The following is a 12,124-nucleotide window of genomic DNA, read 5'->3' on the forward strand; positions in this document are numbered from 1 at the left end:
ATTCACTCCGATCAGGGGTGCCAGTTCACCGGCCACACCTGGCAAAGCTTCCTGCGCGAGCACAACCTGCTGTGCAGCATGAGCCGGCGCGGCAACTGCCACGACAACGCAGTGGCGGAGAGCTTCTTCCAGTTGCTCAAACGCGAGCGGGTGCGCCGGCAGATCTATGCCACCCGGCAGGAGGCCAAGTCCGATGTCTTCAACTACATCGAGATGTTTTACAACCCAACACGGCGCCATTCGAGCGCCAACGGTCTATCACCGGTAGAGTTCGAACAACGCCATTCCCAACAGCTCGCGGGTGTCTAGGAAAGTCGGGGCGATTCAGAGCCATGGACGACCTGGTGGAAGAAGTTGTGCGCTGACTTCCTCGTCAACCTAGATAGCAAGCCCAATCCACAGGAAGGCGTCTGCCGCCAGGACCGCTGCAAGTACGCGCTCTACCGCGACATCCAGCGCGCGCGGAGCCTGGCGCCGCCGGCATCCCTCAATGGCTCGCCCGATACGGGGGTCTCCTGCCAACGGCGTATCGGGGAGCAGCACGATGAACTCCCCCGCCAACGTCAGTAAGGCTTGTCGTAGCCGCCACCTTGATGACGGTCGACGATCCCTGTCGTGGTCACGACAGAAATGCTGAGGCTGCGATTGGTCAACCGACGGTCGCCATAGTTGATCCGGTTGAAGGCCCAGACATAGATCTGGCACTGCCGCTTGTCATCGCGTTTTCCTGTCGATCCGGCGAGGCCGGTCGAGCAATCGTGTGGCTGGGCAACGGACTTACCAGGGCCGAGCTTGGTCGTCAGATCGTTCAGCGTCGTCTTGCCGTCGATGGCTAGGCCGTCCAAGGCCGCGACGCTGTAGCGCTCGAGCTGAATGGTGCCCGTAACGTCGTCGGCTGGTGCCAGCACGGCGCACCCGTGCAACAACACCAGTACAGGAACAAGGACGGCAAATTTGCCTCGTGCTTTCATCATTTCCCCCAAGATGGAATAGGCCAGGCACCAGGTGCGTGAAAACACCTGGCACTTGGTGACCGTTCAGGGCTTCGTAATCGAAACGGTCAGGAACGGATTGCTGGGGTTGGCACTGATCGCCAGATTGATTCCCTCACCCTGCAACGGGAGTTGCACCACAGGCGCACAGGTACCGGCGCCACCCGTCGTGTTTGTGCAGGCGTTTGCTGCGCGGTAACGCGTACCGGCGAACGGACTGTTGAATGTAATCTGATCGGTATGGTTGTCCTGGAACTTCCGGGTGACCAGACCTGTGATCGAGTCGACCGCCGTCACCGAATTGGAGTCGTCGGCCATGGCAAGCAGAGGCGTTGCGGTGGGTGTCAACTTGAACTGCCAGAAGCTGGTCGTAGCACCGACGGTGGGCAACGACAGCGTTGATTGCTTGGAGAGTACCGATACGCTGCCCGAACTCTCATACGCAATCAGCACGGTCTGGCCCTGCGCGTTACGGAAGCCGAAGGCATGTGCACCCAGGGTGCCGTCTGCGTTCAGATAATCCACGCCACCGTCCGAGGTAGCAACCACATGACCAAGGGGGGATGGCGACGGGTCAGGCGCGCAGCTTCCCACACCGTTGGTGCAGTTGATGGAGGTGCTATTCACCCCAGCACCGTCGAACGTCGCCGTTCCGAATGCGCCAAAGGGCGTCGCGCTGGCCGCCCCGTAAGTGACGCGGTCGTATACACCCGCCAACGCGGTCGTGTCGAGCGTTTGCGCCGGGAACGACACGCCAACCGTGCCAGCCGCAGCGGGGTTGGGAGAAGTACCCCCGCCGTTCATCCAGATCGCCATGCCGGATTTCGCGACCAGGACGCGGGTGTGGTTCGTATCGCTCAGCGTGTAATCGCACGTCGCGTTCTTCGTTAGCGTGTAGTTGTTGCCGTTAGCACTGACCGTCAGATTGGTGGCGTCGACAGTAGCGGTGTAGGTTGTGCTGTCGGTGAAATCGATGACGCGGTGCGCGCCGCCCTTGAGCGACGGGCAGGATGTAGCGACAGGCGCCAGCAGCGTGCCCAGAACAGCGCCTTGCGCGGTGCCGCTGCTGGTACTGGTGCTCACAGCGGTCGCCAACTCGGCCAGCGTTGTGTTGGCGGCGGTGATGGCCTTTTGGAGCGAATCCAGAACACCGTCGTAGCCCGCGCCGCTACCAGCTGTAATCGCACCTGCGACGATGTCGGTGATCGCGGAAACATCAAGGCCCGCCGCCTTCAGCGCCGCGATGACAGCCGTATTGGCTGCCGCTACCGCGTCCGCGGAAATCGTCGCGCTAGTGCTGAAGCCGGACACAAACTTGGCCGGATCACCGGCGGCCAATTGGGCGACAAGCAGTTCCGTCAGCGGCGTGATCTGGGCAACTGCCGCGCTGCTAGAGGTGCCCGTGCCGCCCACCACCGAATGCAACACGGTGGTGCCGTCGCTGCTGGTGGCGGTCAGCACGCAGGGCAGGCCGCCGCCAGTGATTTTGACCGTATACGTACCGTCGGTGGCAGTCGTTGCGGTGCCGGAAGCCGATCCGCAGGTCGCATTGATCGTGGCACTGGGCATGGGCGCGCCGGTCGCGGCCGTGCCTTTCACGACTTGTGCCGCGAGGCTGTCAATTCCGGACGTCGGATCACTGCCGCCGCAGGCGGACAAGACAAGCGCCGCAGCGCTGATTGCGATTGCTGTGCGTTTCATTTTCCCTCCCTCTAGGGTGTTCCGAGGTTGCAGACCGCTGCACCTCGGTTCGGGCGTATTGGATAGGAGAAAAAATGCCGACGAATCACCCGAACGGGTGAAAACCCGCAAACCGGGATGCTTCAACATGGCGGGGTACAGAACAAATGCGCCGATGGAGTCCGCAACGTGGCGGATTTGAGCCACGAGACGCGTGCATGGCATGATCTTGCGACCACTATCCAGCGACGTACCTCCTCTCGCAGAAGCACTCACATGGATTCCATGGACGACGGCCTAGACTCTCATGCTGCAGCGCTATCGAAGCTGATCGGCTTGATTTACGACACAGCAGGAGATCAAGCGCTGTGGCCGCAGTTGCTGGAAAGCATGGCCGATTACGTGTCCGCGCTTGAGGCCGAGACCGTGTTGCCCTTTGACACGCGAGATGCGGAACGTATGGTGGCCAACTGGTTTGACGGTTCTGGCCAGCTAGCCCCGCTGCAGGACACCGGTGCGCAGCGGGGTGTCTTCGTACACCTAGCACCCCACTTCGTCCGTGCCTTTGAATTGCAACGGCAATTTGCCGAGTCGGACGAACATCGGCGGCTGCTCGAAGCGGCGCTCGACCAACTGCCGCTGGGCATTGCCGTCATCGGCGCGTCCGGGGCGATTGTGAGCATCAATAGCACGCTGCTGGTAATGCTGCGCGAACACGGTTGCCTGGCGATCTCCGCAGGCCGTCTGGTGTCGCGGCCACAGAAGGCGTTGACGGACGCCTTGCAGCAGGTCATGGCCGAGCCGGGCGGAGATGTACCGCTTCGACTCGACGATGCCAATGGCGGCCTGTGCATTTGGGTGAGTCGGCTAATGGGTGATGGGCAGACAACCGAAGAGGCCCGGCTTGCGGTTTGGGTCGCGAGTTCCAATGCGAGGTCGCTCGCGGAGTCCGGCTTGCGCAAGATGTTCGGAACAACGCCGGCCGAAACGCGGCTGATTCAGCAACTCATCACCGGCCGTGCGCTGGATGAAGCGGCGCAAAACCTGAGCATCAGCATCAATACCGCCAAGACGCAATTGAAGTCGGTTTTTGAGAAAGTCGGCGTCAAAAGGCAGAGCGAACTGGTGCACGCCATCTATGCGACGCCGCTGTGGCTGAAAGTTGACGGCACGCCCCCCTCCCCTGCACGTCTGCATGAGCCGCCCGTACCAAGCGATCCGACAGGAACCCAGTCCCGCGACTCCCGCCTCACGTTACCGGATGGACGTCGACTGGTTTGGTCGGACACCGGGAATCCCGATGGCTTGCCTGTCATCCTCATGCATGCCATCGCGGGCTCGCGCCACTTGCGCCACCCGGATGATCGCATTCTGGATGAATACGGGATCCGTCTCATCATCCCTGAGCGACCAGGTATCGGGGATTCCGACCCCTTGCCCGGTCGGCGCGTACGGGATTGGCCAAAAGATGTTGCCGCACTTGCCGATCATCTAGGTCTGCAACGGTTCGTGGTGCTTGGCTATTCCGGCGCCGGAACGCCCTACGCCCTTGCGACCGCGCAGTGTTTGCCTGATCGGGTGTGTGGCCTCATTCTTGTTGGAGCGGCGCCACCAATCGAGCACTTCAAGGATCTCAAGATGTTCTCCGACCAGTCCCGTATGCCGATGCTGGTCGCGCGATACTCCCCCAACCTTCTTCCGCCGCTGTTGCGAGTCGGAGTGCGAAGCATCAAGAAAAACGTTTATCGATATATCGAACAGGCGATGTTGCATGTGCCAGAGTCCGATCGGCGCGTGTTCGACGACCCCGTCATGCGTGAGAATTACGCGCGCGGCTTGTTGGCAAGCGTGAAGTATGGCGAGCAGTATCTCGTCTCTGAAGCCCTGTTAGTGACGCATGGATGGAGCGCGGATGACTTGGCGCTTTCGATGCCAGTCGAGTTCTTTCACGGGGATTTGGATTCGCACGTCGCGCTGGATGGCGCCCGGAAGCTTGTGGAGCGAATCCCTGACGCACGACTGCACGTCATCCATGGCGCGGGGCACTTCCTGATTTATTCGCACTGGCGGGACATTCTGCAAGCGATCCGCCGAGTGCACGGCAAAGCCCCGTGAAAGATTGACCATGCTTCGGTCGATGCATACGGCAATCGTTTGAATACGTGCTGCAGTCAGACGGCGCCAACATGGAGATCGCGGCAACCAGCGGAGCAGCAGCTACGGGGATCCCACCTTCTCGCTCGACCAGGGTGACATTGGCACCCCGCTCAACCGGCTTGAGCTGCAGTGCTTCGGCAAACTGTTCCGCGTACCCTGCCCTACACCACCTATGACCGGCTGGCGCAGATTGACCAGGGCGCGATCGTGGAGCACAAACGGTTGGGGCACGTGTTGGCGGTGGCGGCCGAACTGCGGGCGCAGCGCGATGATCGACGGCAGGTCGGGCCCTCGCGCACGTTGGTGGGCGAGCCGCCGCGGCCCAAACGTCCGGCGCCGCAGACCAAGCGGCAGCGCTTGATCAACCGGCTGGACCTGGAGCGGGCCATGCAGCAAGTCGGGCCAGGCCAGCCCAGCAGCGGGCCAGCCACCAGCACCACCGCCCGACGAACCGCCCCCAGGAAGAATCGAACCGAGCACAAAGTGCACGCCCGTGCCGACATTTGAATTTGGCTGCGAGCACGACAACTAAAAACCGGCTGGACACATATCTGCGGGCCGGCACGTGTTAGACCGGAACTAATGACGTTCACAAGTCATGTTTGCTCGGACCGCAGCTTCTAACGGATCGATGGTTGGCCGATGCACTAGTTTCCGCAAAGAGATCACGACGGGCGCGCGCGTGGCGCGACAATCGCCGCCCACGTTCGCCCCACTCCCCTCCGCCAAGACCAAGCCGCGGCGCTTGACATGCATCAATGGCCGATCGTGCGTGGCCTCTACATTGACAGAGCGAGTATCCGCCGCACATCACACTCTAGGCCGCTCATCATGGCAAACAATCGACGTACCCTCATCGCAACAGCATCGACCGCGCTACTGTTCGCGTCGAGTTTTGTTGCCCTCGCCGCCGGTCCATCCAACGACAAAAAGACATCGCCGCCGGCCGCGACGGCCACTCAGCAAAGCAATGCAGACTTTGACGCGCAGATCGCCCATCTGCGTGCCATCAGGGAACGCATGACACGGGCCAATACCCCGGAAGAACGACAAGCGCTCATGAGCGAGCGCATGCGGGTCATGCAAGACATGATGACCAGCGTGCGACAGACGGGCGCTATGCAACCGGCAGCAAGAAGGGGCCAAGCCACTCAGATGGCCACGTGTCGGGGCATGATGGAACGGAACACGGCCTTGATGCAGGAGATGATGCAAATGATGAAGGATGGTCAGGGCATGGGAATGGGCGTGGGCCGCGGAATGGGTCCCGGTGTGGGCGGCATGATGCAGAAGTAGATTCGGGCGGGGTGCGTTCAACGCTGCTTTCGCACAACAATTCCAGTTGACCCTCCCTGCATGGGAGGGTTTATCGTTTCCTGAGCGTAAGAAACGCATGTTGCCGTTCAAGCAAGTGCATCTGGCAGCAGTCGAATTGATAGGAGCCGATGTCAATGGAAGAACACCGCCACGTCCACGCTGCTGAGCACGATCCCTCGCACTCGCATGGTGGCCACGCCGACCATCGCCATGACGGACACGGTGCAATGCACGAGCACGGCCGGGCCGTAACAGCAGCTGCCGGGCATGCTGACAAAGACCGGGCTGCGGCCGCTCCCGCCGAGTTTCAAGCGGGAACTGTCTACACATGCCCCATGCATCCGGAAATCCGGCAAGACCGTCCAGGCAATTGTCCGATCTGCGGTATGACTCTGGAACCGATCGTTCCGGACTTGGATGACGAAGAGAACCCCGAACTTAAAGACTTCCAGCAGCGCTTCTGGTGGACGCTTCCGCTCACCGTTGCCACGTTCGTCCTGGCGATGTTCGGACACCAATATGGCTGGATGAACGCCACGCAGCAAAGCTGGGTCGAGCTGGCCCTCTCGACGCCCGTCGTGCTGTGGGCGGGCTATCCATTCTTCAAGCGATGCGTTCAATCCTTCATGCACCGCAGTCCAAACATGTGGACGCTCATTGGACTGGGTGCGGGCGCCGCGTATCTGTACAGCGTGATCGCGACCATCGCTCCGAACGCATTTCCTCAGACGTTCGCGGAGCATGGTCGCATCGGCGTCTACTTTGAAGCGGCGGCGGTCATCGTTTCGCTGACGCTGGTTGGTCAACTGCTGGAGTTGAAGGCGCGCTCCCAGACATCAGCCGCAATCAAATCGCTGCTCGGCCTTGCCCCCAAAACCGCACGGCGCCTCAACCCGGACGGCAGCGAAATGGACGTACCCCTGGACCACGTACACGTCGGCGACCGTCTGCGCGTACGTCCTGGCGAGAAGGTTCCCACCGACGGTATCGTGATCGAAGGCTCAAGTTCCCTCGATGAATCGATGATTACTGGCGAGCCCATTCCTGTGACCAAGCGAGTGGGTGACCATGTGATCGGCGCCACGATGAACACCGCAGGAAGCCTGATCATCGAATCGGAGAAAGTGGGTTCTCAGACCGTCCTCTCGCAGATCGTTCAGTTGGTCGCCCAGGCTCAGCGCTCCAAGGCGCCCATGCAGCGCATGGCGGATCAGGTCGCGGGATTTTTCGTTGTTGCTGTGGTGGCGATTGCCCTGCTCACCCTCTTCGCGTGGGGGGTCTTTGGACCGCAGCCTAGCTGGGTGTATGGGCTCATCAACGCGGTTGCTGTGCTGATCATCGCGTGCCCATGCGCGTTGGGCCTCGCAACGCCAATGTCGATCATGGTGGCCAGCGGCAAGGGCGCCATGAACGGCATTTTGTTTCGCGACGCAGCCGCCATCGAGAATCTGCGCAAGGTCGACACGCTGGTGGTCGACAAGACGGGAACACTCACGCAAGGCAAGCCCGCCTTTGATCGCTGCTTGGGCGCCAACGGCTTCGATGAGTCGGAAGTGCTTCGCTTAGCGGCCAGTCTGGACCAGGGCAGCGAGCACCCATTGGCGGCGGCCGTTGTAGAGGCCGCCAGAGCGCGCGGATTGTTATTGCAGGCCGCCCAGAATTTCGAATCCAGCAGTGGCATCGGCGTGCGTGGGTCTGTCGCTGGCAAAAAGCTTGCACTTGGCAACACCGTGTTGATGGAGCAAGAGCACATTGACGCCGCCCCGCTGGCCCAGGCCGCGGACGAACTAAGAGCCCGGGGCGCCAGCGTCATGTACCTTGCCGCAGATGGGGCGCTTGCCGGTTTGCTTGCCGTGTCCGATCCAATCAAACCGACGACGGCCGAAGCGTTGGCGCAGCTCAAGGACAAGGGCATCCGCGTGGTCATGGCCACCGGCGACGGCACGGTAACGGCAAAGGCCGTCGCCCAATCGCTCGGCATCACCGAATTTCATGGCGAAGTCCGGCCCGCCGATAAATTGGCCCTCGTGACGAGGCTGCAAAGCGAAGGCAGAATCGTTGCCATGGCCGGTGATGGGATCAACGATGCGCCCGCACTAGCGAAGGCCGATGTCGGCATCGCCATGGGCACGGGCACGGATGTCGCGATGAATAGCGCGCAAGTTACGCTCCTCAAGGGAGATTTGCGCGGCATCGCACGCGCGCGCACGCTGTCTGAGGCAACGATCGGCAACATGAAGCAGAACCTCGGCTTTGCGTTCGTCTACAACGCCTTGGGGGTGCCGCTTGCGGCCGGCGTTCTATACAGCACGACCGGCTTGCTGCTGTCTCCGATGATTGCGGCGCTCGCGATGAGCCTGAGCTCGGTTTCTGTCGTCTCCAATGCGCTGCGCCTGCGCCGCATAAGCATCTGACTGCTTTGAAGCGCGTGCTCAACGCCCTGCCCTTGTCTATGTGTCTTTGGCAGCCGATGCAATTGACTCCGGCCGCCGCCAGCGCAGACGCTTCGTTTGCAGAAAGTAGCGCCAATCCAGTTTGGCGAACCCATAAACGAGGGCTAGAAACACGACCTGCGACACGATGAAGTACACCCCCATATACGCGCCGTCGATCTCCGTCTCCTCATCCAGATAGCGTGCACCCAACTGGGCAATGTGCGTCCAGGTCAGGTAGCTTATCCAGCGGCCAACAAAGAACGGGAGCCCGATCAACCATAGCCGCATCCCAGTCAAGCCGTAGGCGATGAAGATGTAGTTGGATGGGAACGGGCTGAAGGCGTACGCGAGCATCAGCCCGACCGTCATGCCTTTGCGGTCTTCGAGCCATGCGCGCGCCACATCGATGTTCTGACGATCCGCCTCGCGCATCCAGCGGTTACGGACAAGCGTGCAGGATAGCCGCGCCAGAACCAGGCGGCCGAGGGTTGCCGCGCAGGCGGCAACGCCCGCAAGAAGCACCGGGTTGGCATCAGGCCGTGAAAGGCCGATCCATGACATCACCATCCACGTCGGCGGTGCGAAGGCCGGCATCACATTCAGCAGCAGGACGGTCGCGAACAATACGAGCAGGTTTGCCATGGCGCTCAAGCCTCTCCACCGAGCACATGGAACAGTTCGTCTTCTTGTGCGCAATGCAGCCGCACGACGGCATCGAGACCATAGAGCAAGCGTTGCAGCTCTTGCGTCACTGCGGCATCCGGTCCGTCAGAAGAAACATCCGCCACGATCCGGCCCAGCAGCTTCGTGATGCGGAATATCTCGCGATGCATGGCGCTCATTGCCGCCATCGGGTCATCTCCGCCAAGCAAGCGGGCGACGTCCGGATAGAGCTGGGTATCGTCGCGGCGCTCATGCGGCACCAGCACCTCTGCCAAGGACTGATTGAGCGATAGCAACGCGGTTTTTGCCGCGCAGCCTTCCATATGGGGAAGCGAGTCTGCGACCACGCGGATCCGGCTCAGAATGGGTTCCAGCTCCGCGTGTTCGGCCTTGAGGCGCTCGACGTCAGCAGAGACAAGTGAACCGGTTGCCTCGTTTTCTGTAGGCCGTAGCGCTCGCAACGCGCTGGCGATCGCCAACACATCGATGACCTCTTGCAGCAATGCGCCTGCCAATGGCGGCAGATAACCGAGCGCTGCGACAACCATGGCGGCCAACGACAGCGACATGCCGATCATCACGCTCCGCAGCGCGACGCGGCGTGTGCGGCGTGCTATCCGGACCGCATCAACGAGCCGATCCAGGCGGTCCACCAGCAAGACAATGTCTGCGGCTTCCGAAGACGCAGCTGCGCCGCGCGCGCCCATTGCCACGCCAATGTCCGCAGCAGCAAGCGCTGGTGCATCGTTGACGCCATCGCCAACCATGACCACCCGACCCGCGGTGCGTGCATTTCGAATCGCCGCGAGCTTGGCCGCCGGCGACAGGCCCGCATAGACCTCTGTCACCCCCAACACGGATGCGACGGATTCGGCAACGTCTTCCCGATCCCCGGTCAACATCGCTTGGCGTGTCATGCCCTCTTGACGCAAGAGTCGCAGCGCACGAGGCGCCTCAAGGCGCACGCGGTCCACCAACTGCAATGCGCCCGCCAGTTCACCGTCCACGCCGATAAAGACAGCCGACGCGCCGGCATAGCTCATGCGCTTGACGAACGCTTCCACCCAGCGCGGCACATCAGACGAATCCAAGACATAAGGCAACGAGCCGATGGAAACGACATGCCCTTCAACGCGGCCGCAAACGCCGGCTCCCGGACTCTCAACCACCGCACTTGGCAACTGCAGCGTCGCGCCCTGTTCGCGCGCGGCCTTGGCGACGGCTTCTGCCGTAACGTGATTCGACGCCTGGGCGAGTGAACCGGCCAAGCCCAGCACAACATCGGACGTGTACTGCGGTGCACACTCAACGTCGACCAGTCGTGCATATCCGCTGGTCAGCGTGCCCGTTTTGTCGAAGAACAGCGTGTCGGCCAACGCCAGCCGCTCCAGTGCGCCGCCGCCTTTGACCAGTACGCCTCGCTTGGCGCAACGCGACAGCCCCGAAACGATGGCGACAGGCACAGCCAGGATTAGCGGGCACGGCGTGGCCACGACAAGCACGGCAAGACAACGCGCCGGATCACCTGTGAGGATCCAGCTTGCCCCCGCCAGGAGAACGGCTATGCCCCCAAAGCTAAGTGCATACCGGTCAGCCAGCCTGACGGAAGGACTGCGCTCCGCCTGCGCTGCACTGACCAGCCGGACAACGCCCGCAAACGTGCTCTTCTCGGCAGACGCACTCGCAATCATTTCGAAAGCGGCGCCGACATTCAGCACGCCGCTGCAAATTGCATCGGCTGCCTGGCGATGGCGGGTGAGCGATTCTCCTGTCAACGTAGACTCATCAAGATCGGCGGGCTCGGACAAAGTACCGTCCACCGGCACGACTTCGCCGTGTCGCACCAGCAGCCGGTCACCCGCTTGCACCTTCTCCAGGCTGACTTGGTGCCACTGTCCGTCGTCGAAGCGATTGGCCCGCTTGGGCGCATGCCCCAGCAACGCAGTCATCTCGCGCTGCGCACGCGCCTGGGCAAAGTCCTCCAGCGTGCGGCCGCTCGCGAGCATCAACGCAATGACCGATGCGACCAGCACCTCGCCCGACAGGAGCGCAAAGGTGATCGACATCACCGCCAGAACATCCACCCCGGCCTGCCGCCGCATCAGTGACCGAACAATCGAGACGGCCAGGGCCAGCCAGTTCGGTATAACGCCAATCAGCCAGAGTTGCTGCGCGAGCACATCGGCACCGAGGTACCGCGCCCATAGCCCCGCCGCCAAGGTCAGCACCGACAAGGCAAGCAATGCAACATTGGCGAGCAAGCGCGTGGCGTGCATCGTTGAGCCTCTTGTCGACGCTGTTTCCATGTGGGCTAGATCATGCGGCGCAGCAGCCGATCCTTCAGGATGAACTCGTGCCAGAGCGCCGCAGCGGCATGCAGCCCGACCACGATATAAACGACCGTCGCGCCCGACTCATGAATTTCCTTGGCCAAGTGGGCCAACGACTTGTCCTGCGCCAACGCCAGCGTCAGATTCAGTCCGAATGGTTGAATCGGCTTGCCTGCCAAGGCCAGTGCCAGCAAGCCCAAAACGGGCATGCCGACCATCAGGACATAGAGCGCGCCGTGCGTGAGTCGCGCTGCAAGCTGCACCAGGGGTGAGCCCGGCACGGGAGGCGGCGCCTGCATGCCCACTCGGGCCAGCAGGCGCAACACCATCAGAGCGAACACGGAGAGCCCCGCTGTCTGATGGACCATAAACAGAGCGCCTCGCTCGGCGCTGCCTTTCGGGAAGAAATCCATGATCTCGATGGCCACGACGGCGATTAACACCGCCAGAACCACGAGCCAATGGAGCGAGCGCATGGTGAGGGAGTATTTCTGTTCGGATTGCATAGCGTTATCCAAAGTGTGTTGAGTGAAAGGTGAAGCCGCGGCAG

At 61.8% G+C, this 12,124-nt stretch carries 11 protein-coding genes; 5 read left to right on the top strand and 6 right to left on the bottom strand.

The window, feature by feature from the left end; translation table 11 throughout:
* On the top strand, positions 1–309 hold a 309-nt coding region (locus BM136_RS20675; RefSeq protein ID WP_139219387.1), incomplete at its 5' end, for an IS3 family transposase.
* 254 nt (positions 310–563) lie between these two features.
* Here the strand turns inward: BM136_RS20675 and BM136_RS20685 are convergent.
* Together BM136_RS20685 and BM136_RS20690 are read right to left on the bottom strand one after the other, a co-directional pair.
* Positions 564–1,019, bottom strand: a complete 456-nt coding sequence (locus BM136_RS20685) for a hypothetical protein (RefSeq protein WP_139219388.1) — start codon at positions 1,017–1,019, stop codon at positions 564–566.
* 18 nt (positions 1,020–1,037) lie between these two features.
* Positions 1,038–2,693 (bottom strand): hypothetical protein, encoded by a 1,656-nt coding sequence (locus BM136_RS20690; protein WP_092975125.1) that lies wholly within the window; start codon positions 2,691–2,693, stop codon positions 1,038–1,040.
* 255 nt (positions 2,694–2,948) lie between these two features.
* Here BM136_RS20690 and BM136_RS20695 point away from each other — a divergent pair, with 255 nt between their 5' ends.
* From BM136_RS20695 to BM136_RS20705, 3 genes are all read left to right on the top strand, one after another.
* Positions 2,949–4,787, top strand: coding sequence for a bifunctional helix-turn-helix transcriptional regulator/alpha/beta hydrolase (locus BM136_RS20695; protein ID WP_175537183.1), 1,839 nt, complete (start codon positions 2,949–2,951; stop codon positions 4,785–4,787).
* A 171-nt stretch (positions 4,788–4,958) separates the two neighbouring features.
* The gene (locus tag BM136_RS20700) at positions 4,959–5,336 is read left to right on the top strand and encodes a hypothetical protein (protein WP_254775712.1); all 378 of its coding nucleotides are present in this window, start codon (positions 4,959–4,961) and stop codon (positions 5,334–5,336) included.
* A 324-nt stretch (positions 5,337–5,660) separates the two neighbouring features.
* On the top strand, positions 5,661–6,125 hold the full coding sequence (locus BM136_RS20705) for a hypothetical protein (RefSeq protein ID WP_092975556.1): 465 nt from the start codon (positions 5,661–5,663) through the stop codon (positions 6,123–6,125).
* 152 nt (positions 6,126–6,277) lie between these two features.
* Here the strand turns inward: BM136_RS20705 and BM136_RS25645 are convergent, their stop codons facing one another.
* Entirely contained in the window at positions 6,278–6,415 is a 138-nt protein-coding gene (locus BM136_RS25645; protein WP_254775732.1) for a hypothetical protein, read from the bottom strand.
* On the opposite strand from BM136_RS25645, the gene BM136_RS20710 reads away from it, so the two are divergent.
* The gene (locus tag BM136_RS20710) at positions 6,374–8,560 is read left to right on the top strand and encodes a copper-transporting P-type ATPase (protein WP_254775730.1); all 2,187 of its coding nucleotides are present in this window, start codon (positions 6,374–6,376) and stop codon (positions 8,558–8,560) included. The two genes, BM136_RS25645 and BM136_RS20710, sit on opposite strands and share 42 nt — an antisense overlap.
* 36 nt (positions 8,561–8,596) lie before the next feature.
* On the opposite strand, the gene BM136_RS20715 is transcribed toward BM136_RS20710, so the two are convergent.
* Genes BM136_RS20715 through BM136_RS20725 form a run of 3 tightly spaced genes read right to left on the bottom strand, consistent with a single transcriptional unit; the run spans position 8,597 to position 12,080 of the window.
* Positions 8,597–9,223 carry a hypothetical protein gene (locus BM136_RS20715; RefSeq protein WP_092975135.1) on the bottom strand — a complete coding sequence of 209 codons (627 nt, stop codon included), beginning with the start codon at positions 9,221–9,223 and terminating at the stop codon, positions 8,597–8,599.
* A gap of 5 nt (positions 9,224–9,228) precedes the next feature.
* Positions 9,229–11,520, bottom strand: a complete 2,292-nt coding sequence (locus BM136_RS20720) for a heavy metal translocating P-type ATPase (RefSeq protein WP_092975138.1) — start codon at positions 11,518–11,520, stop codon at positions 9,229–9,231.
* A gap of 35 nt (positions 11,521–11,555) precedes the next feature.
* On the bottom strand, positions 11,556–12,080 hold the full coding sequence (locus BM136_RS20725) for a cytochrome b (RefSeq protein WP_092975141.1): 525 nt from the start codon (positions 12,078–12,080) through the stop codon (positions 11,556–11,558).
* Positions 12,081–12,124: the final 44 nt, after the last annotated feature.

It is taken from the genome of Ralstonia sp. NFACC01, assembly GCF_900115545.1.
GTDB lineage: Bacteria > Pseudomonadota > Gammaproteobacteria > Burkholderiales > Burkholderiaceae > Ralstonia > Ralstonia mojiangensis.

Excerpts from the sequence above, each read along its gene's own strand:
- BM136_RS20690 (WP_092975125.1), bottom strand. The coding sequence starts at position 2,693 with ATGAAACGCACAGCAATCGCAATCAGCGCTGCGGCGCTTGTCTTGTCC.
- BM136_RS20695 (WP_175537183.1), top strand. The coding sequence starts at position 2,949 with ATGGATTCCATGGACGACGGCCTAGACTCTCATGCTGCAGCGCTATCG.
- BM136_RS20705 (WP_092975556.1), top strand. The coding sequence starts at position 5,661 with ATGGCAAACAATCGACGTACCCTCATCGCAACAGCATCGACCGCGCTA.
- BM136_RS20710 (WP_254775730.1), top strand. The coding sequence starts at position 6,374 with ATGCACGAGCACGGCCGGGCCGTAACAGCAGCTGCCGGGCATGCTGAC.
- BM136_RS25645 (WP_254775732.1), bottom strand. The coding sequence starts at position 6,415 with ATGCCCGGCAGCTGCTGTTACGGCCCGGCCGTGCTCGTGCATTGCACC.
- BM136_RS20715 (WP_092975135.1), bottom strand. The coding sequence starts at position 9,223 with ATGGCAAACCTGCTCGTATTGTTCGCGACCGTCCTGCTGCTGAATGTG.
- BM136_RS20720 (WP_092975138.1), bottom strand. The coding sequence starts at position 11,520 with ATGCACGCCACGCGCTTGCTCGCCAATGTTGCATTGCTTGCCTTGTCG.
- BM136_RS20725 (WP_092975141.1), bottom strand. The coding sequence starts at position 12,080 with ATGCAATCCGAACAGAAATACTCCCTCACCATGCGCTCGCTCCATTGG.